At 57.0% G+C, this 20,369-nt stretch carries 15 protein-coding genes and 1 riboswitch; of the genes, 7 read left to right on the forward strand and 8 right to left on the reverse strand.

Translation table 11 applies throughout. The features are described 5' to 3' along the window. The 6 genes from fucP to T518_RS09515 form a co-directional block, all read right to left on the reverse strand. Nucleotides 1-1,089 (reverse strand): L-fucose:H+ symporter permease (gene fucP / locus T518_RS09490; RefSeq protein ID WP_036378506.1); only part of this gene is annotated, 1,089 nt, incomplete at its 3' end. 43 nt (nt 1,090-1,132) lie between these two features. Next, complete coding sequence (deoC, locus tag T518_RS09495) at nt 1,133-1,774, reverse strand: deoxyribose-phosphate aldolase (protein WP_036378490.1); 642 nt, start codon at nt 1,772-1,774, stop codon at nt 1,133-1,135. A gap of 448 nt (nt 1,775-2,222) precedes the next feature. Beyond that, nucleotides 2,223-3,713 carry an aldehyde dehydrogenase family protein gene (locus T518_RS09500; RefSeq protein ID WP_036378491.1) on the reverse strand — a complete coding sequence of 497 codons (1,491 nt, stop codon included), beginning with the start codon at nt 3,711-3,713 and terminating at the stop codon, nt 2,223-2,225. A 71-nt stretch (nt 3,714-3,784) separates the two neighbouring features. Continuing rightward, on the reverse strand, nt 3,785-5,131 hold the full coding sequence (locus T518_RS09505) for an NAD(P)/FAD-dependent oxidoreductase (protein ID WP_036378492.1): 1,347 nt from the start codon (nt 5,129-5,131) through the stop codon (nt 3,785-3,787). A 712-nt stretch (nt 5,132-5,843) separates the two neighbouring features. Continuing rightward, nucleotides 5,844-6,992, reverse strand: a complete 1,149-nt coding sequence (locus tag T518_RS09510; protein WP_036378493.1) for a hypothetical protein — start codon at nt 6,990-6,992, stop codon at nt 5,844-5,846. Between the two features lie 225 nt (nt 6,993-7,217). Further along, entirely contained in the window at nt 7,218-8,393 is a 1,176-nt protein-coding gene (locus T518_RS09515) for a phosphoribosylaminoimidazolecarboxamide formyltransferase (RefSeq protein ID WP_036378494.1), read from the reverse strand. A 46-nt stretch (nt 8,394-8,439) separates the two neighbouring features. Next, a riboswitch (ZMP/ZTP riboswitch) is annotated at nt 8,440-8,516 on the reverse strand. Nucleotides 8,517-8,693: 177 nt separating this feature from the next. Here T518_RS09515 and pfkA point away from each other — a divergent pair. Further along, nucleotides 8,694-9,656: a 6-phosphofructokinase gene (gene pfkA / locus T518_RS09520; protein ID WP_036378495.1), complete on the forward strand. Its 963-nt coding sequence runs from the start codon at nt 8,694-8,696 to the stop codon at nt 9,654-9,656. Between the two features lie 652 nt (nt 9,657-10,308). Here the strand turns inward: pfkA and T518_RS09525 are convergent. Further along, nucleotides 10,309-12,687 carry a homocysteine S-methyltransferase family protein gene (locus T518_RS09525; RefSeq protein ID WP_036378496.1) on the reverse strand — a complete coding sequence of 793 codons (2,379 nt, stop codon included), beginning with the start codon at nt 12,685-12,687 and terminating at the stop codon, nt 10,309-10,311. A gap of 110 nt (nt 12,688-12,797) precedes the next feature. Then, entirely contained in the window at nt 12,798-13,481 is a 684-nt protein-coding gene (locus T518_RS09530) for a vitamin B12 dependent-methionine synthase activation domain-containing protein (protein WP_036378497.1), read from the reverse strand. A gap of 245 nt (nt 13,482-13,726) precedes the next feature. On the opposite strand from T518_RS09530, the gene T518_RS09535 reads away from it, so the two are divergent. The 6 genes from T518_RS09535 (at nt 13,727) to T518_RS09560 (ending at nt 20,361) form a co-directional block, all read left to right on the forward strand. Beyond that, entirely contained in the window at nt 13,727-14,494 is a 768-nt protein-coding gene (locus T518_RS09535) for a ParA family protein (protein ID WP_172674663.1), read from the forward strand. Further along, nucleotides 14,484-15,422 carry a ParB/RepB/Spo0J family partition protein gene (locus T518_RS09540; RefSeq protein WP_036378499.1) on the forward strand — a complete coding sequence of 313 codons (939 nt, stop codon included), beginning with the start codon at nt 14,484-14,486 and terminating at the stop codon, nt 15,420-15,422. Before T518_RS09535 ends, T518_RS09540 begins: the two co-directional genes overlap by 11 nt. Before the next feature lie 72 nt (nt 15,423-15,494). Then, entirely contained in the window at nt 15,495-16,010 is a 516-nt protein-coding gene (locus T518_RS09545; RefSeq protein ID WP_036378500.1) for a DUF4446 family protein, read from the forward strand. 162 nt (nt 16,011-16,172) lie between these two features. Beyond that, on the forward strand, nt 16,173-17,321 hold the full coding sequence (locus T518_RS09550) for a peptidoglycan DD-metalloendopeptidase family protein (RefSeq protein WP_248617184.1): 1,149 nt from the start codon (nt 16,173-16,175) through the stop codon (nt 17,319-17,321). Nucleotides 17,322-17,635: 314 nt separating this feature from the next. Beyond that, nucleotides 17,636-18,742 carry a class II glutamine amidotransferase domain-containing protein gene (locus T518_RS09555; RefSeq protein WP_036378501.1) on the forward strand — a complete coding sequence of 369 codons (1,107 nt, stop codon included), beginning with the start codon at nt 17,636-17,638 and terminating at the stop codon, nt 18,740-18,742. Then, nucleotides 18,730-20,361 (forward strand): glutamate synthase-related protein, encoded by a 1,632-nt coding sequence (locus T518_RS09560; protein WP_036378502.1) that lies wholly within the window; start codon nt 18,730-18,732, stop codon nt 20,359-20,361. Before T518_RS09555 ends, T518_RS09560 begins: the two co-directional genes overlap by 13 nt. Nucleotides 20,362-20,369 lie beyond the last annotated feature (8 nt).

Consider the following 20,369-nt stretch of genomic DNA (forward strand, 5'->3'; position numbering starts at 1 on the left):
GTATATTGTAGCCCAGCAGGGACCCATCAGGATACTGATAGCGACGGCAGCATAGACAGCAGTGAAGCTTGGGATAAAGGATACATAGAGGACTAGGAGACAACCAATAACGGAGTAGGCAACGAGTACTTTGTTGGTGGAGAAACGAGCGAGAAGGAAATTGGCGATAAACTTGCCAACAAAGAAGCAAGCATAGCTGATGACCATAAAGTTGGCTGCCATGCGCTCATTGATGGAGGCATCCATTGTCAGAGCCAGGCGGATGGTGAAGGACCAAACTGCTACTTGCATGCCGACATAAAGGAATTCTGCCGCGATACCTTTCTTGAATTTGTGGTTGCCAACAAGATAACGCAACGTTTCGCCGATGCTGGGATCTTCTGCCTTTGGTGCATCTTTAGGTGCAACTGGTTTGCAAGATGGGTATTTTGTCAAGGCAAAGAGAAGAAGAACAGCTAAGAGCACGATGATTAGGACACGATATGGTTCCAGGGTATTCATCAGCATGTCGAGACGGTAAGCATGAGCTTCTTCTGCCGTCATGCTGGCAATCTGCGCAGCCATGCTCTGTCCATCTTCAAAAATCAGATACTTGCCAAGCAGGATGCCTGCGGCCGCACCGATGGGGTAGAATGTCTGACTGATGTTCAGACGCAAGGTTGAATATTTCTCAGGTCCAAGCATGGTGCTGTAAGTATTCGAAGCAGTTTCTAGGAAGCCAAGGCCGATAGCGATGGCAAATACAGCTGCAAGGAACATCGTGTAAGTGGCCATGTGGGATGCAGGGAAGAAGAGTGAGCAGCCGACGATATAGAAAATCAAGCCGCATAGAATAGCTGTTTTATAGGTAGTCTTCTTGATGACCATCGATGCTGGAATGGAAATCAAGAAATATCCGCCATAGAAGGCACTCTGTACCAATGCACTGGCGAAGTCGCTTAAATCAAAGACACTCTTGAACTGCGTAATCAATACATCGTTCAAGCTTGCTGCTGCTCCCCACAAGGGGAACAGGCAGGAAAGAAGAATGAACTGAAAAATTGGGGTCTTGTTGAGATAGCCATTATCATATTGGATCCATTTTGCCATGTTCTCTTTCCTCCTATTCTGATTTCATGATGGATTCCGGGGATTAGCCCTGCATAATATCGACGCCGTGGCTGGTGCCGATACGGTTGGCACCGGCGGCTACCATGGCTTCGGCTTCTTTGCGGTCGCGGACGCCGCCAGATGCCTTGACACCCATATCAGGACCGACGGTCTTGCGCATGAGCTTGACATCTTCAATTGTAGCGCCACCCTTGGAGAAGCCCGTCGAGGTCTTGACAAAGTCAGCGCCTGCCTTCTTGGCGAGTTCACAAGCCTTCACTTTCTCTGCATCCGTCAACAGGCAGGCTTCGATAATAACTTTCGTTGTTTTACCCTGTGCTGCCTCTACAACTGCACGAATGTCATTTTCTACATAATCATATTCTCCATCCTTAAGGAAGCCAATTGGGATGACCATATCAACTTCATCAGCACCGTCAGCGATAGCCTGTTTCGTCTCAAAGGCTTTGACAGAAGTCGGTGTAGCTCCTTCTGGGAAGCCGATGACCGTGACGACGTTGACATCAGAGTTAGCGAGTTCTTTGTGGGCATAGGAAACCCAGATTGGGCTGATGCAGACAGAAGCGAAGTGATACTGTTTTGCCTCAGAGAGAATCTTGTCGATATCTTTCTTTTGAGCATCTGGCTGGAGATATGTGTGATCAATGAATTTAGCGAGTTCCATTTTTATCCTCCTGTAAATCAATTGTTATTGTTCTGACATGATTTATCATACCACTTGTTAGAACAAATGTAAAGATGAAAATGAACAAAATTTACAAAGACATATTTTGCGATAATTTTGTCCGCAAGGTGCGGAGCGAGGTTTTCTTTAGTACAGACAAAAATCCCGGCGCATGAGCAGTATGCCGGGATTTTTGCTGTGTATTATATCTTAGGAGAGCTTTGCGCTTCTTGAAAGAAGCTGCTAACGAAAGCCTATAGATAATATAGCATACATGAGAATGAATATCAATAGTGTTTTAAAAAATTTTACGGGAGGAATGTCCTCGCCTGTCTGGATCGGGCACTGCTCCTGAACAGGCAAAAGGCTGCCGGACTTGCGGCAGCCTTTTGCTGTATATGAGGAAGAAGCAGGATGGGAGTGTGGTAAGCCAGGGAGCGGCGGCGCGTTACTTCTGCGAGTAGAAGCCGGATGGCTGTCCCGAGAGATTGACGAGGATGTTCTTCATCTGCGTGTAGTGCTCAAGGATGACTTTGTGCGTCTCGCGGCCGATGCCGGACTGCTTGTAGCCGCCGAACGGCGAGCCCTCAGGGATCTGGTTGTAGGTGTTGACCCAGACGCGGCCCGTCTCGATGGCGTTGGCGACACGGAATGCGCGGTTTATATCCTGTGTCCAGACCGCGCCGCCAAGGCCGTAATCGCTGTCATTGGCCATCTTGATCACTTCTTCTTCCGTCTTGAATTTGATGACGACGGCGACAGGTCCGAAGATCTCTTCGCGGGCAACGCGCATATCGTTCGTAGCATCGGTGATGAGTGTCGGCTTCATGAAGATGCCGTTCTTGAGCGCACCGTCAGTTGCCCGTTCACCGCCGCAGGCGATGGTCGCACCTTCTTTTTTCGCGAGTTCGACATAGGAGAGGACCTTATCGAGCTGCGCTTTATAGATCGTCGCGCCGAGCTGCGTGTCTTCCTTCCACGGCAGGCCGATCTTGACTTTGTTGAAGCGGTTGACGAGTTCGGCTACGAATTCGTCATAGATATCCTCCTGAACGAAAATGCGAGAACCAGCGCAGCAGACCTGTCCCTGATTGAAGAGGATGCCGAGCTGGGCACCATCATAAGCTTGTTCGAGGTTGCAGTCCGCGAAGAAGATGTTCGCGGATTTGCCGCCGAGCTCGAGCGTGGCCGGGATGAGTTTTTCGGCCGCAGCTTTGGCAACGGAAAGACCGACTTCCGTTGAGCCTGTGAATGCCAGTTTGCAGAAGCCCTTGTGGTCGAGCATGTACTGACCGGCTTTCGAGCCTGCGCCCGTGATGACGTTGAAGACACCTGGCGGCAGGATATCCTTGATGAGATCGGCAAAGTACAGCACGGAAAGAGAGGTTGTCTTTGACGGTTTCAGGACCGTGCAGCAGCCGCTTGCGAGTACCGGTGCGAGTTTCCACGCTGCCATGAGGAACGGGAAGTTCCACGGTACGATCTGGCCGACTACGCCAATCGGCTCACGCAGGATGATGCTCATGGTCGTATTGTCTAGCATCGTGGCGGAGCCTTCCTCGGCGAGAATGCAGCCGGCAAAGTAACGGAAATGAGCGGCGGAAAGCGGCACATCGATATTCTTTGTCTCGCGGATGGGCTTGCCGTTGTCGAGGGTCTCGATGAGCGCGAGTTCGTCTGTATGCGCATCGATGATGTCGGCAATCTTGTTGAGAAGGGTGGCACGCTCCTTGACCGTGGTCTTTTTCCACGTGGCAAAGGCTTTCCAGGCTGCGTCTACGGCAGCATCGACATCCTGCGACGTGGCTTCTGCACAGCTGGCAAGTTTGTCACCAGTCGCAGGGCAAAAAGAATCAAATGTCTTGCCATCGGCTGACGGACGCCAGGCTCCGTCGATGAAAAGGCCATACTGACTGTTCAATTTCGTAACTGGAATCATGCGAATCCCTCCTATATATCTGGATTGAAAAGTAAATCTTCTTTATGTAAAAGCCTTGGGCTTTACATGCACTACGACGCTTGTTTCTCGGCTCCGGCATCTTTTGCTTCCGGAGCATTCTTTATGGATTCAGGCAGGCCTTGCAATTCAGGACGTGTGATCAGGCGGCCAAGGCGTGTCCCGGAAAGATAATTGAAAATCCATTTAAACGTGACGGAGATATTGGCATGGAACCCCGCTTTCGTGAGCAGATGAATCCAGAGCCAGGCCGACCAGGCGAGAAAGCCGCGGCAGCGCAGGGGGCCTGCTTCCATGACGGCTTCACTGTTGCCGATGATGGCCATGACGCCCTTGCTCTTGTAATGGAGATGTTCCATCTCTTCCCCGCGTACATCGTGCAGGATGTTCTTGGCCGCGAGCTCTCCTTCCGCCAGTGCAACAGGCGCAAGGGTCGGCAGAGGACGCTGTTCGCCGGGCGGCGTGTAGCTTGAGCAGTCTCCGATGGCAAAGACATCCTGCATGCCCGGGACGCGGATCGTATCATCGATGAGCAGACGCTTGCCGCGGTCTTTTTCGCAGGCAAAGCTGCTGAGACAGTCCACAGGGCGTACACCTGCCGACCAGACAACTGTTTTCGTCTGGAGCGTGGAGCACGGCGCATCTTTTGGAGCATGCATCGGACGGTAGAAGAGCGTCTCTCCGTCATAGCCCGTCACGAGCATGGAGCACTGTACGTCAATGCGCTTTTTCTGCAGGACTTTGAGCGTCTCGGTACGGAGCTTTTCGGACATCATGCCGAGCACGCATGCGTCGGCGCCAATCAGATGGATGCTGACTTCGTCAAAGTCAATATAATGAAACTCTTTCTGCAGGACATCGTAAACGAGTTCGGATACACCACCGGCACCTTCCACACCAATCGGGCCTGCGCCGACAAAGACAAAGGTCAGCAGAGCCTTGCGCTTTTCCGGGTCTGTCTCAGCAGACGCTTCTTCAAAGACACTTAAAAGATGGCTGCGGATGCGGATTGCATCCTGCAGGGTCTTCAATGGGAATGCGTTGCGTTCTACTTCTTCATTGCCGAAGAAATTTGGCGTCGAGCCAAGAGCGATGATGAGATAGTCGTAGGGAACATCCCCGTGACTCGTCTTGACGATCTTTTCGTTTGGCTGGATGCCACGGACTTCTGCTAAAAGGAAATCAACATTATTCGCTTTTTTGAAGAAACCGCGAATGGGGTAGACGACCTCATCCGTCGAGAGCATCGATGTCGCTACCTGATAAAGGAGCGGCTGGAAGACCTGGTAGTTGTTGTGATCGATGATCAGCACATCTACCGGCTGGTTGGCCAGTTTCTGCGCTGCTTTTATGCCGCCGATACCCCCGCCGAGGATGACGACACGTGGCCGTTCTTTCATGTCCAATCCCGCCTTTCCGTTCAAAGATGAAAGGAATATGCTTGTGCAGTGGAATCCACCAAAACGCCTGTGTGACGTCCATCACATTTTGATATTCACTTCATTTCAATATCTATTATTGTTTAACTATATTATACACTTATTTTTCAGAAATATAAAATACTAAAAATTTATGATATATAGTATATTGATATCCTTTATCATGAATCATATTGTGTAGTGTATTTCGAGAAATCGTCACCTGCATCTATCCCTATATACTGTATTCGGTTTTCTATGTTATACTAGCTGCGTTGCTGCCTCTATGCCGGAAACGGAAAGGAGGTCTGCTTCATGAGCATGGACGTTTTCTTGATGTCCGTTCTTGCTGGTGTCGTATCGTGTGCCATTTGGTACGGCATTCAGAAATGGTTAGAGCGGTAGCAGCAATACGTTCTAGCCTCTATGCAGCCAGCTTAGTTTATCTGAGCTGGCTGTTTTATTGCGCAAAAAAAGACCCTAGGGGTGTGCCACCCTAGGGCCTTCGTCTACTTCCATAGACGTTTTCTTGATCATCTTTAGTATATCATACTACGGAATCAGATGCAATGTTCTAGAGAGATGTGTATGTGTCAAGCTTTTCTCGGTGAAAAATTTGCCCTTCAGTAAAGATGTGGTTTTAGCAGGCTTCCAGATCTGTAAACGGCTGATATTTATAGTAAAGGGCAGGGCATCAAGGGTTTTCCAGATTTCCGTCGTGGTAGAGGAAGTCAAGGTATGGGATGGCGGGGAGATATTCCGTTCTGGCGGGGATCCAGCTGTCGGTGTAGAGGATATCGGCCTCTTCGAGGACTTTGCGCTGTGGGTCGTAGCGGACGGCGAAACTCGGGAAGAGCAGGTTGGCGAGGCCGTCCTCGGTATCGGCCAGCGAGCAGTAGAGCATGCCATCGATGCGCTTCATGTTGAGCTTATCGGTGTAGAGCGGCGGGTCGAGCAGAGGGATTGGGCCCCAGCCCGGCTGCTTGAGATGAGCGTACTCGGGCAGCTGCAGCTGCTTGCAGACCAGGCGGCGATAGTAGTCGTCAGTGGAATAGGTAGCAATCGGCAGCATGGTCGTGCGCGCGTTTTTGAACTTCAACTCGACGGTCTGGAACGGTTTCTCGGTGATCTTTGTGATCTTGTAGATGCGTTCGGTATTATCCGGATAGGAGAGCTCGACGTGGAACGCATAGAGCTGATCATCGTCCACGGCTCTTGTGAACCGGTTGTAGCGGATCAGGCCCGTCGCCTTGTCGTAGCTCACGCTGTCGACATCGTAGCCTACGTCACAGACCTTCTTGAGCAGGGAGCTGTTTTGGGCAAATTTCTGGAAGTAAGCCGTGCCGTATGGCAGCTCGCCTGCCTTGCCCTGGCTGTGCTTGAGGCCTTCGATGACGGCCTTGAGCTCCCTGTTCTCGCCCTCAATGTTGATCTGCTGGATGGCCTGGTTGAGGTCGACCTGGTCGAGCTGGATGTAGGCCGTCAGATGGCAGGTGACGAGCGTGTAGCCGTCGTTTGTCTTGCTCATCGCATACGACTCGTTCTGGACGGCGAGGATGTTGCCAGAGATGGATTGAATCTCATCTTCAGTAAGAACCTGATTGTGTGTCTTGGAATAACTCTGGACAAAGACGCCGGCCTTCTCGGTTGCCAGGCGCAGGGCGTCCTTGTGCGCTTCTTCGCGGGCCTTCTTGAGCCCTGCCTCCGAGATGTCATCCGTCAGATAGCTGCCCGTCACCTCAACAGTCTCGATATGGGCATTGCCGTGCCATTCGGCATAGGCAGGCGCTGCTGCTACGAGCACGGGCACCATGGCCAGTGCTCCGAATTTCTGAAAAAACATACAATCGCCTCATTTCTCATCGCGCAGGTTACGGCATGTGTTGCCGCAGTACACTCATATATTCTACTCCTTATTGTAGCGCAAGTGGGGGCAATGGTAAAAGACTTATTCGGATTTTGCATATCGCTCAGCTCTGGCTCATGGCGACAAAAATCCCGGCATATAAAAGAGCCCCGGCCTGCTGGACCGGGGCTCGTGTTCTTCTCGTGAAATATCCGTGAAATATCAGTGATGGAACAGGCGGATGTGCGTCATGGCCATGGTCATGTTGTATTTGTCGGCCGTCTCGATGACGTTGTCGTCGCGGATGGAGCCGCCGGTCTGGGCGACGTAGGTCACGCCGCTCTTGTGGGCGCGCTCGATGTTGTCGCCGAACGGGAAGAAGGCGTCGGAGCCGAGGGAGACGCCGGTCTCCTTCTGGAGCCATGCCTTTTTCTCCTCACGCGTGAAGACGGGCGGTTTCTCGGTGAAGACGCGCTTCCAGTCGTCCGTCTCCAGGAGGTCTTCCCACTCTTCGCCGATGTAGACATCGATGGCGTTGTCGCGGTCTGGGCGGCGGACTTCCGGCTTGAACGGCAGGTTGAGGACCTGCGGGCTCTGGCGCAGGAACCAGTTGTCGGCCTTCGTGCCAGCGAGGCGCGTGCAGTGGACGCGGCTCTGCTGGCCGGCGCCGATGCCGATGGCCTGGCCGTCCTTCGTGTAGCAGACGGAGTTGGACTGCGTGTACTTCAGCGTGATCAGGGCAATCAGTAGGTCGCGCTTTGCGCTTTCTGGCAGGTCGTGGTTCTTCGTCACGATGTCCTTGAGGCAGTCTTCTGTGATGGCAACGTTGTTGCGCTTCTGTTCGAAGGTGACGCCGAAGACCTGCTTGCGCTCGAGCTCTTCCGGCTCATAAGCGGGGTCCATCTGCAGGATCAGGTACGTGCCCTTACGCTTCGACTTGAGGATCTCGAGTGCTTCCGGCGAATACGCGGGCGCGATGATGCCGTCGGAAACCTCGCGCTTGAGGAAGGAAGCCGTCTGGGCATCGCACTCATCAGACAGGGCGACGAAATCGCCATAGGAGCTCATGCGGTCTGCGCCGCGCGCGCGGATGTAAGCCGTGGCAATCGGGGAGAGCTCTACGCCTTCGACGAAGTAGACTTTCTCGAGGACGGGGGAGAGGGGAACGGCGACGGCAGCACCGGCCGGGCTGACGTGCTTGAAAGAAGCGGCAGCCGGAAGGCCGGTGGCTTCGCGCAGCTCGCGGACGAGCTGCCAGCTGTTCATCGCGTCGAGCAGGTTGATGTAGCCCGGGCGGCCGTTGAGGACGGTGAACGGCAGCTCAGCCTCATTCTCCATGAAGACGCGGGCTGGCTTCTGGTTCGGGTTGCATCCGTATTTGAGTTCCAGTTCTTTCATTTTGCGATTCCTTCCTTTTCACATACAAAAAAGCCGACACAAATCCAGGCTGTGCCCAGACGGTCGGCTCTTCTTCCCTGTGCTCCCTGTGGTCATCCACTTCCGTCAGTTGCACAGCATCTAGTTAAAATCTACCATTATGATGGCATTTTGTCAAGGTCTGTCCTGGTCCGAAAAAATAACCGTCATCCCTGTTTTCTTCGGACTTTTTATGGTATGATTAAGGATGATAAATGTCATTCTATGATTTTGATTCAGTCAATTATGCTAGCAATTCTCAATTCAAGGGGGACTTCCATTATGTTGAAAAGTATTGCAGTCTTGACGAGCGGCGGCGACAGCCCAGGCATGAACGCGGCAGCTCGCGCTGTCGTCCGCACGGCTCTGTACGAGGGTGTCAAGGTATGGGGCATCCGCGGCGGCTATCACGGTCTGCTGGAAGAGGATATGTTTGAGATGAAGTCCAGGGACGTCAGTGATATCATCCAGCGCGGTGGTACGTTCCTCGGCACGGCACGCTGCAAACGCTGGAAGACGCCGGAAGGCCGCATGATGGGCTACAAGCACCTGACGGACCGCGGCATCGAGGGCCTCTGCGTCATCGGCGGTGACGGCTCCCTGCGCGGCGCTTCGCTGCTCTCGAAGGAGACGGGCATCCCTATCGTCGGCCTGCCGGGCACGATCGACAACGATGTCTGGGGCTCTGACTACACGATCGGCTGCGATACGGCTGCGAATACGATCATCGATGCGATCAACAAGCTGCGCGATACGGCTTCGGCCCATCGCCGCGTCATCGTCCTCGAGGTCATGGGCCGCAACTGCGGCTGGCTCGCTCTCGTCTCGGGCATCTCGGGCGGCGCGGAGTACATCCTCGTGCCGGAAGAGGAGTACAACCTCGATGAGATCTGCGACAACATGACGGAAGCCTACAAGAAGGGCAAGCGCTACATCCTCGTCGTCGTGGCAGAGGGTGCTGGCAGCGGCCAGGAGATTGGCCAGTACATCGCGGAGAAGACGCAGCTCGACACGCGCGTCTCGGTTCTTGGGCACATCCAGCGCGGTGGTTCGCCGTCGGTCATCGACCGCGTGCGCGCCAGCCAGCTCGGTGAGCAGGCTGCTCTCGCACTGATCTCGGGCCTGTCGGACATCGTCTTCGGCTACAGCAAGGGCCGTGTTGTCTCGATCGACCTGCACGATGCGGTCAACAACAAGAAGATCCTCGATCCGGACTACCTGCATCTCGCAAAGGTACTGTTCTGATTGACGATAATCGGATAACGACAAAGGAGCCCGTTTCTTCATCCATTCGGATGGGAAACGGGCTCCTTTTTTGATGCAGTATGGCAACGGGCGAGCAGGGCTGTGCAACGCTCCGCTATGGCATGTTGCTGAATCGATTTTTTCCCTTTTAAGGCAGCCTGATGAAAGAGCTAAACGCGCTTCGCTTGGACGACGCTCTTTCGTCAGGATTCTGGTGGGGAAAAAATCGATTCTTGACGCAACCTGCCAACGCTGCGCTTTTGCGCAGTCCTGCTTGCCCGAAGGTGTTGTTTGGCAACCTTGCTCACTCAAGGGGACTACCGTGAACAATGGGGACCTTAGCATGCGAGCTTGGCTTGTCTAGTAGGCGGGGGCAGGTTTTTATCTTCAGGAGCGCAGCGAAGGTGCAGGAAGTAACTTCAGGAGGGGAAAGACATTTCGCCTGCAGGAGCGCAGCGATAGCCCGCAGGGCTGAGCCCTGATCATTTGGGGCATAGAGCTGCGATGTGAGAACGCCGCGGCAGGCGGCGGGGCGTCATCGAGAGGATATCGTACCATAGGGCTCATTTAGCGGAGCGACGAAGCCGAAATGTCTTTCCCCTCCACCGGTAGATCTGTTTCCCGCCAGACCAAGCCTCTATTGCCAGCTATTTTACTCCACACCAACAATCTGCTTTGCAAGCTTGACCGCCTTGACGCCATCGGCCGCATAGGCGTCGGCGCCGCAGCTGTCGGCGTAGTCCTGGGTGACGGCGGCGCCGCCGATCATGACTTTGGCGCGGGCGCCGGCCGCTTGGAGCTTGTCGATGACCTTGTCGATCTGCGGCATGGTCGTCGTCATCAGGGCGGCGAGGCCGACGACATCGGCATCCTGCTGGATGGCTGTCTCGACAATGGTGTCGGCCTCGACATCCTTGCCGAGATCGATGACCTTGAAGCCGGAGTTGGCGAGCAGAGCGCCGGTGATGTTCTTGCCGAGGTCGTGGACGTCGCCCTTGACGGTTGCGATGACGAAGGTGCCCTTGTCGGCCTCGGCGCTCGCGGGGATGAGCTCCTTGAGCTTGTCGAAGGCCGCGCGCATTGTCTCGGCGGACAGCAGGACCTGCGGCAGGAACATGCGGCCGGAGCCGAAGTCCTCGCCGATCTCGGTCATGGCAGCCGTCAGGCCCTTCTCGGTGATCTCGTTGCCTGTCTTGCCTTCCTGCAGGGCCTGGACGACGAGGCCGACGATGATGTCCTTCTCGCCCTCGATGACAGCCTGCTTGATGGCGTCGAGGATCGGCAGGTCGGTCGTCTTCATGACGGCGGCTTTCTTCGGCACGGCGAGGTTCGCCTCGTCCTGGCTGAAGGCGAGACCGCAGGGGTCGTCGCCCAGAAGGGCGGCGCTGGCCTTGAGGGCCTTCTGCATCGACTCGTCATACGGGTTCATGATCGGGGCGTCGAGGCCGGCCGCGAGGCACATGGTGAAGAAGGTGCTGTTGATCAGCGGGCGGTTTGGCAGGCCGAACGAGATGTTCGAGAGGCCCATCGTGGAGGGGAAGCCCAGGTGCTGGCGGTAGAGCTGCAAGGTCTTGAGTACCTCGCGGCAGGCGTTCTTGTCGGCGGAGACGGTCATGACGAGGGCGTCAAGCAGGAAGTCGCCGTCATCGAGGCCGGCTTTCTTGGCGTTATCGATGATATAGGTAATCGCTTTCAGGCGCTCGGCGGCCGTCTTGGGTACGCCGTCTTCGGTGATCGGCAGGCAGAGGATGGCGGCACCGTACTTCTTGGCGAGCGGCAGGAAGTCGCGGATGCGGTCGTTTTCTGCGGAGACGGAGTTGATGAGGGCGCGGCCCGGATAGGCGCGCAGGCCGGCTTCGAGTGCGGCAGGATCGCTCGTGTCGATGGCGAGCGGGGCGTCGGTGAGCTGGGCAATCTCGGTCACGGCCTGGCTCATGGCCTTGACGGCGTCGATGCCGGCCACGCCCATGTTGACGTCGAGCAGCTCAGCGCCGGCCTTGACCTGATTGACGGCCTCTTTCTTGACGGAGAGCAGGGAGCCTTCGCGGATCTCGGCGGCGAGTTTCTTGCGTCCCGTCGGGTTGATGCGCTCGCCGATGAGGACGGTCGGCAGGTCCTTGTCGATGCAGACGGACTTGCTGCGGCTGGCGAGCCAGAGGCGCTTTGGCAGCGGACGGCGCTCGGGCTCAGGCTGACCTTCGAGTGCCTTGCGCAGTGCGCGGATGTGCTCCGGCGTCGTGCCACAGCAGCCGCCGAGGTACGTGGCGCCGGCGGCGAGGAGCTTCGGGCCCCAGCTGCCGAAGTCCTCTGGGCCCATCGGGAAGTGCGTCTCGCCGTCGACGAGCTGCGGCATGCCGGCATTCGGCTGGACGCTGATGGGGCAGTCGCAGTTTTCGGCGAGCGTCTTGACGATGGGCACGAGCTGCTCCGGTCCGAGCGAGCAGTTGACGCCGATGATGTCGGCGCCCATGTGGGAGAGGATGATGGCGGCCGACTGCGGATCGGTGCCAGTGACTGTGCGGCCGTCGTCGCTGTAGGTCAGCTGGCAGATGACAGGGATCCCGGGTGCGATATCTTTGGCGGCGAGCAGCGCGGCACGCATCTCCTGGATGTCGATGCACGTCTCGATGATGAAGTAGTCGACGCCGGCCTTAGCGAGAGCGGAGGCCTGTTCCAGGAAGCAGGCATAGGCGTCCTCAAAGCCGAGGTCGCCGAGCGGGCTGATGAAGCGCCCCGTCGGCCCCATGGAGCCGGCGACCTTGGCGCGCGTGCCGGCCGCTTCCTTGGCAATCCGGACGGCCGCCATATTGAGCTCTGCCACGCGCTCTTCGAGGCCGTAGTGGTCGAGCTTGAGGCGGCTCGCGCCGAAGGTATTTGTCTCGATGATGGTCGCGCCGGCCTCGATGTATGCTTCGTGGATGTGCCGGACGACTTCTGGATGGTCAATGTTCATGAGTTCGGGGCAGCCGCCCGGTTCCAGGCCGCCGGCCTGCAGCATCGTGCCCATGGCACCGTCAAAGATATGGATCATAGCCAGTTCCTCCAGAGTTGTTTTTGATGATCGTGATGATGGATTGCAGATTCTATTGACATAGTAATGCAGTATGAATTCTATGTCAATAATTTTTAACACGGCTCATTTTACTGGACCGCCTTGCGGGAGGGGCAGTCGAGCTTGTCGCAGGCGGCGCAGCCGTTAGGGGAGTGCGCCGCTTCTCCTGAGCCCTTGACTTCCTTATATAGGCCGATGATGGCCGTGACGCTCTTGCGCGGCACGAGCATCTTCGATTCAGACAGCGTGATGCCGATGCTCTCGCATTTCGTCACGCGAATGAGCTCGGGCTGCTGCTCGAGTGGCCAGTCGCCGTAGCCAGGGCTGAAGCGCCAGCGCATGCCGTAGCCCTGCGCGGCCATTTTCGGCTTGATGGCCTTCTCCATGCCGTCGGCCAGCTGCTCGACAGCCGTGGTCGCGGCCGCGTCGAGCAGGACGCTGCTCGCATATTCGCCGTCGGCAAAGCGCTTCGTGACCATATCCTCGATGGCATCGCCGACGGTAACGGCGAGCAGGATGACCTTGTCGCAGCCGGCGAGGTGCTTGCCAATCTTCGTACCTTCGATATGGAAGGGCGGGTCGGCCTTCACGATCTGGCCCTCACAGTCGTAGTCGTAGAGCTGCCAGATGCCGCGCGGCTCGGCGAGCAGGCGCGCATCCTGGCAGGCGTCCTCAATGAGCCGCTCGTCGAAGTCCTTGGCGCGCATGAGCCCCGCGTAGCGTCGTGTCTCCTTGGGGTCAATCCGGAGCAGGGGGGCGTTGTAGACGGGCATAGGGATTCCTCCTCGTAAATTTTTTAAATGTTTCACGTGAAACAATAGCATTTTCGCGATTTCTATATTATGATATAGGGTATACAGCGCGGAGGAGCCGTGACGGATTGCAGAGGCTCCTGTCGCACAGATGTTACAATGTAACAATTATACTGATTCTGCGGCGTTTTTACAAGGAAAGTTGTGTACTTGTTTCTTATTGCGGGACAGAATGGTATGGGAAATCAAAGAAAGTGGTGAAATCCGTGGCAAAGGCAAAGATCATTGCAGTGGCCAATCAGAAGGGCGGCGTCGGCAAGACGACGACATCGGTGAATCTCGCAGCGTGTCTGGCGGCAAAGGAGCAGAAAGTCCTGCTCGTCGACTGTGACCCGCAGGGCAACGCGTCGAGCGGTTATGGCATCGACAAATCGGCGCTTGCGACGACCATCTATCAGGTCATCATCAACAGCACGCCCGTGCAGGAGGCTATCGTCAAGACGGAGTTCGGCGTCGATGTGCTGCCGGCCAATATCGAATTGGCCGGTGCTGAGGTCGAGCTCGTCGCGGCCATCTCGCGCGAGACGCGCCTCAAGCGCGCGCTCGAGCCGGTCGAGCAGGAGTACGACTACATCCTCATCGACTGCCCGCCGTCGCTCGGCCTCTTGACGCTCAACTCGCTGGCCGCGGCGGATTCCGTGCTCATGCCGATCCAGTGCGAGTTCTACGCGCTCGAGGGCGTCTCGCAGCTCATGAACACGATTGAGCTCGTGCGAACGAATCTCAATCCACATCTCGAGGTCGAGGGCGTCCTTATGACGATGTACGATGGGCGCACGCGCCTCGCGGAGCAGGTCGTCGCCGAGGTCCGCGAGAACTTCGGCGAGCTCGTCTACGAGACGATGATCCCGCGCACGGTGCGCCTCAGCGAGGCGCCGTCGTACGGCGAGCCCATCCTCTACTACGACAAGCGCTCCAAGGGCACGGATACCTACATGAAGCTGGCAGAAGAGGTGATGGCACATGGCAAGTAAGGGACACGGCGGTCTCGGCAAGGGCCTCGGCGCGCTCTTGAAGAACCGCGAGATCACGCCGGCCAAGGACCAGGTCCAGGAGATTGCGGCCAGCGAGATCCAGGCCAACCGCTATCAGCCGCGCCAGAGCTTCGATGAAGAGGCGCTCGAGGATCTCAGTGAGTCCATCCGCCAGTACGGCATCCTGCAACCTCTGATCGTCCGGCGCCTGCCTGGGAAGGGCTACGAGCTCATCGCCGGTGAGCGCCGCCTGCGGGCTGCCCGCAAAGCGGGGCTTGAAAAAGTACCGGCACTTGTGAGAGAATATAACGACGCAGAGATCAGCGAGATTGCCCTGATCGAGAACATCCAGCGCGAGAACCTCAACATCATCGAAGAGGCAGAGGCGTACGCCTTCCTCATGAAGAACTTCCAGCTCACGCAGGAGATGCTCGCCAAGAAGGTCGGCCGCAGCCGCCCGCACATCGCCAATTCCCTGCGCCTCCTGGAACTCGCCGAAGAGATCCAGGACAAGCTCGTCGCCGGTGACCTGCTCATGGGCCAGGCAAGACCGCTCCTCGCGCTCAAGGACAAGGCCCTGCAAGTAAGGGCTGCGGAGCATATCCTCGAAGCGCACCTGTCCTCGCGCCAGGCTGAAGAGCTCGTGCGCCGCCTGCTCGATGACCCAGCCTATCTCGACGCACGCGAGAGCGGGGCAGAGGCTGAGCCAGAAGAGGTACAGGAAGCACCGCAGGATGCCTTCTATCAGGATGCCGCCGGCCGCCTCAACGAGTACCTCGGCACGAAAGTCCGCATCCGTCCCGGCAAGAAGAAGAGCCGCATCGAGATCGAGTTCTACTCCGAGGATGACCTCGAGCGCCTGCTCGAACTTCTCTCCTCGGGCCACGCGGATCGCCATGCCAATCCGCCCAATCACTTCTCTGTTTGACCTTGACGTGACTGTTTCACGTGAAACATCGTCGCGTCCCCACGTATCTTATAAAGGAGTATTCAATAGACAATGGACATTCAGGAAATCACGAAATTTGCCCTAAATAACATCATCCCGATTCTCGCCGGGCTCGGCGTCATCGCCGTCATTCTGCTGGCGCTGCTCATCAACCTCTACATGAAGGTCAGCTACATGAAGAAGCGCTACCGCAAGATGATGACGGGGGCGGATGGCGCGAACCTTGAGCGCATGCTCATCGGCCATCTCAACGAGATCCAGGCCGTGTCGGATGAGAACGCCGCCATCAAGCGCGAGAACGAGCGACTCGACAATCTCTTGCAGCTCGCCATCACGCGCGTCGGCGTCGTGCGCTTCCGCGCCTTCGATGATATGGGCAGTGACCTGAGCTATGCCGTTGCACTCCTCGATTCCTACAACGACGGCGTCATCCTCACGAGCATCTTCGGCCGCGAGGATTCGCGTAGCTACGTCAAGCCGGTCGAGAAGGGTCAGTCGACGTACCAGCTGATGCCGGAAGAGCAGCAGGCTCTCGACGAGGCGATGCGCAAGGGCGCAACCGCCTGAACCATGAAATAAACTTTGAATTGCGGTAAATCCTATGCTATAATAGGCGTAAGATTTACCGCCTAATTTTTTTCAGTAAATTTTTCCAGTAATTCAAAGGCAGTTCTGATCCAGGGAGCGTATTATTTCCGTGGATTATTTTTTTGTTTGGAGGTTTCATCTTTGGCTAAGAGCGAAGAACAGAAAGAGCAGAAAGAGCAGAAGGCCGCCCCTGCACAGGAGCAGGACGTGACTGAGCAGACGATAGTGATGGCCCCTGTGGCAGATCCTTCGGGTACGCCGGACTCTCCGGACGGTGAGGGCACTGCACCGGCAGCGAAAGAGGAGAAGACCAAGAAGAAAAAGAAGAAGCAGACCATCTACACGATCAAGCTGATTCCCGATGACAACGGTGACACGAAGAGCATCCGCCTGCCGGCGCGCGTCCTCAAGTTCGGCCTGGCCTCGGTGGCGGCCGGCGCACTGCTCTTTGTCGGCGCCTTCAGCTACTCGGTCTACAGCACGTTTGCCAACCAGAACGGTGCCGCGGAGATCCGCGAACTGCGCGAGGTCAACAACATCCAGCAGGAGCAGCTCCTGCAGCTCTCTAAGAAGGCCAATGCCCTGCAGGACGAGATCGACCAGCTCACGCAGCTCGAGTCCGATCTGCGCCGCATGTCGGGTGCAGGCCCGGCACAGGATGACGGTGCAAGCGATGGCAGCGGCCTGACGAATGACGGCACGAACGGCAAGCACGACGGCCAGGGCGGCCCGTACGTGCAGCAGCCGAGTCTCGACAATGTCAGCGAAGCGCTCGACAATGTCGAGAAGGACATCGAGAAGCGCCGCGCCTCGCTCCTCGAGCTGCAGGAGCAGCTCAAGGCACAGCAGGAGTCACTGGGCACGCCGGGGATGGTTTCGCTGCCGGGCTCGCTCGTCGGCAGCACTGTCTCGGTCACGACGCCGACGGGCTGGCCGGCACGCGGTGAGGTCAGCTCGCCGTATGGCCTGCGCTGGAATGGCTCGGACTTCCACCCGGGCATCGACATCGCCAACGACATGGGCACGCCGATCGTCGCGACGGCTGACGGCACGGTCACGACGGCCGGCTGGAATGCGGGCGGCTACGGCAACATGGTCGACATTGACCACGGCAACGGCATCATGACGCGCTACGGCCACGCGATGCAGGTCGTCGTCAGCGCCGGCCAGCACGTGCGCCGCGGCCAGATCATCGCCTACATGGGCAGCACGGGCTTCTCGACGGGCCCGCACGTCCACTACGAGGTCCGCGTCAATGGCCAGACGGTCAACCCGGTCAGCTACCTCTGACAATAGCATGGCGGTCATGACGGGATGATAGGAGCGCTACAGAGGCGCATATTCCATTCTTACTGACAGGAAATATGGGATGAATCCGCACAGAACGCATTCTTTCGCGTTCTGTGCGGATTTTTTATTTTTAGGAGTAATTTTCGATGATAATCGAGGTAAATGCTACAATAGATAGGGGTATTCATGTATACATGTTAAGTTATGGTTGACATGTCAAGTATACATTTTTATAATAGAAGTTACGTAACACCGTATGCATTGTGCGAATACATTTGTGTATTGATTGTATCAGGATAGAAGGAGAGACCGCTATGTGTCGGATAGGTTCCATAAAGAGTAAAGTACCCATTCAGCCCTCCAAGGCACTGCATCTCATGCTTCCGCAGCAGGAAGGCCATGACAACTCAGGCTTCGCGATGGTCATGCAGGATCTGTACGGGATCTTTTCCAATTATAAGGACAAGCCGCTGTTATCGCTCGCCTGCACGCAGCGCGGTGCCCAGCTCGTCGAGGAGTACATGGATACCCACAACTTCGTGCAGCTGGCCGAGTGGATCCCGGTTCCGGACAAACAGCCGGGCCTCGACATCCAGGCTATGCCGTACTACATCTTCCGCAACTACGATTATCCGGAAGATGCAGAGCACATGACGAAAGAGCAGAAGGAAGACCTGCTGCTCGACACGCGCCTGGCTCTGCGCAAGATCCTTGAGAAGGAGAATGCCGGTTACGTCTACTCGTTCTGGCCGGATGTTCTGACGCTCAAGGAGATCGGCGATCCGCGCGACATCGCGACGTACTTCCACCTCTGGGATGACAATGGCTGCCTTGTCGCAAAATCCATCGTCGCCCAGTGCCGCCAGAACACGAACTACGACATCGTCCGCTATGCGGCCCATCCGTTCTTCCTGCAGGGCTACACGCTCTGCGCGAACGGCGAGAATACCTTCTACACGAAGAACAAGGAGTTCCAGAAATCGCTGCACCGCGGCTACATCGGCTTTGAGTCCGATTCCCAGTGCTTCCTCAACACGCTTCACTACGTCCATCACGAGCTCAAGTGGCCGCTGACGTATTACAAGCACGTCATCACGCCGCTGCCGTTCGAGGAGATCGCAGAGCGCCCGGACAAGGATGTCCTGATCGCCATCCGCCAGAGCCTCGCCAACCTCGAGATCAACGGCCCGAACACGATCATCGGCGTCCTGCCGGACAAGAAGATGATCACCTGCTGTGATTCCAAGAAGCTGCGCCCGGTCGTTGTCGGACGCACGGATGACATGGTGGCCATCTCGTCCGAGGTTTGTGGTCTCAATGAGATCATGCCGGACCGTGACCAGACGAAGGATATCTACCCGAATGAACGCGAAATCGTTGTGATCGACAACGACCTGGAGGTACAGAGATGGAAGCAGTAAAGACTCAAGACGTGGGCGTCAATGACCTGCCCTGGATAATCGAATATCACCCCGAACGCTGCACGATGTGCGGCAGCTGCGTGGCATCCTGCTCCTTCAAGTCCATCAAGGTGGCAGTGCGCGGCCAGTCCCTGACGGTGTCGGAAAAGCCGGTGCCGGAGCCGAAGAAGATCCATCAGGTGCGCCCCGTCATCAAGCAGGTCGCGAGCCTCACGGATTTCTGCCGCGGCTGCGGTATCTGCGAGAAGGTCTGCCCGAATGACGCAATCCGCCCGGTGCGCAACCCGGACACGAGAAAGACCTTGCTCTCGAAGGATCACGGCCCGATCAAGCGCGGCGGCCGCACGAACCTCAACGCACAGCGCACGCTCGACTCGATCGTCGTCGGCCGCATCTCGCAGATGACGGACCCGTCGCTCGATGCAGCGCGCCATACGTTCGACATCCGCTCGCCGTTCGGCCGCGTGCTCTCCGCCAAGGAGCTGCCGTTTGCCATCAAGGACGGCAAGCTCGTCGAGACGAAGCACACGCCGCCTGTGCACTGGATCTACCCGCTGATCTTCTCCGACATGTCCATCGGTGCGCTGTCGACGCGTGCCTGGGAAGCTGTCGCACTCGCTGTCGGCTACCTCAACGAGAAGTGCGGCCTGCCGGTCCGCATGAGCTCCGGTGAGGGCGGCATGCCTGTCAAGCTCCTCGAGTCGGACTACCTCAAGTACTTCATCATCCAGATCGCTTCCGGCCACTTCGGCTGGAACCGCATCATCAAGGCCATGCCGCACATGAAGACGGACCCGGCCGGCATCCTCATCAAGATCGGCCAGGGCGCAAAGCCGGGCGACGGCGGCCTGCTGCCGGAGGCAAAGGTTGCTGAGCACGTCCAGGCCATCCGCGGTGTCCCGAAGGCGACGCTCGCATCGCCGCCGAACCATCAGGGCCTTTACTCCATCGAGGAATCCGTCCAGAAGATGCACCTCTCGATGAACGCGGCTTTCGGCTTCCGCGTGCCGGTCGCCATCAAGTGCGCGGCTTCGGCAACGTCGGTATCCGTCTACAACAACCTGCTGCGCGACCCGTACAAGATCTGCGGCGGCTTCTTCATCGATGGCATCCAGGGCGGCACGGGCGCAGCCAATGAGGTCTCGCTCGACCACACGGGCCATCCTGTCGTCTCGAAGATCCGCGACTGCTATCTCGCAGCTGTCAAGCAGGGCCTGCAGGGCCAGATCCCGCTCTACGGCGGCGGCGGCATCGGCATGACGGGCAACGCCGCAGCCGACGCCTTCAAGATGATGTGCCTCGGCGCCAACGGCGTCTTCGTCGGCAAGATCCTCATCCAGCTCCTTGGCTGCATCGGCAATGAGCAGGGCCGCTGCAATGCCTGCAACACGGGCAAGTGCCCGATGGGCATCTGCTCGCAGGACCCGCGCCTCGTCAAGCGCCTCGACATCGACCGCGGCGCCCAGAAAATCGTCGACTACGTGCTGGCCTTCGATGCGGAGCTCAAGAAGCTCATGGCACCGATCGGCAACAGCTCGCTGCCGATCGGCCGCAGCGACGCGCTCGTCTCCACGGACAAGGCCGTGGCAGACAAGCTTGGCATCCAGTACGTTTGCTGATAGCAGGA

Origin of the sequence: Mitsuokella jalaludinii DSM 13811 (assembly GCF_000702905.1) — a bacterium.
Classification (GTDB): domain Bacteria; phylum Bacillota; class Negativicutes; order Selenomonadales; family Selenomonadaceae; genus Mitsuokella; species Mitsuokella jalaludinii.

What these genes read in the sequence shown, in the direction of transcription:
- T518_RS09500 (WP_036378491.1), bottom strand. Translation starts at nt 3,713, where the DNA reads ATGATTCCAGTTACGAAATTGAACAGTCAGTATGGCCTTTTCATCGAC.
- T518_RS09530 (WP_036378497.1), bottom strand. Translation starts at nt 13,481, where the DNA reads ATGCCCGTCTACAACGCCCCCCTGCTCCGGATTGACCCCAAGGAGACA.
- pfkA (WP_036378495.1), top strand. Translation starts at nt 8,694, where the DNA reads ATGTTGAAAAGTATTGCAGTCTTGACGAGCGGCGGCGACAGCCCAGGC.
- T518_RS09555 (WP_036378501.1), top strand. Translation starts at nt 17,636, where the DNA reads ATGTGTCGGATAGGTTCCATAAAGAGTAAAGTACCCATTCAGCCCTCC.
- T518_RS09560 (WP_036378502.1), top strand. Translation starts at nt 18,730, where the DNA reads ATGGAAGCAGTAAAGACTCAAGACGTGGGCGTCAATGACCTGCCCTGG.
- T518_RS09525 (WP_036378496.1), bottom strand. Translation starts at nt 12,687, where the DNA reads ATGATCCATATCTTTGACGGTGCCATGGGCACGATGCTGCAGGCCGGC.
- T518_RS09505 (WP_036378492.1), bottom strand. Translation starts at nt 5,131, where the DNA reads ATGAAAGAACGGCCACGTGTCGTCATCCTCGGCGGGGGTATCGGCGGC.
- T518_RS09510 (WP_036378493.1), bottom strand. Translation starts at nt 6,992, where the DNA reads ATGTTTTTTCAGAAATTCGGAGCACTGGCCATGGTGCCCGTGCTCGTA.
- T518_RS09540 (WP_036378499.1), top strand. Translation starts at nt 14,484, where the DNA reads ATGGCAAGTAAGGGACACGGCGGTCTCGGCAAGGGCCTCGGCGCGCTC.
- T518_RS09515 (WP_036378494.1), bottom strand. Translation starts at nt 8,393, where the DNA reads ATGAAAGAACTGGAACTCAAATACGGATGCAACCCGAACCAGAAGCCA.
- deoC (WP_036378490.1), bottom strand. Translation starts at nt 1,774, where the DNA reads ATGGAACTCGCTAAATTCATTGATCACACATATCTCCAGCCAGATGCT.
- T518_RS09545 (WP_036378500.1), top strand. Translation starts at nt 15,495, where the DNA reads ATGGACATTCAGGAAATCACGAAATTTGCCCTAAATAACATCATCCCG.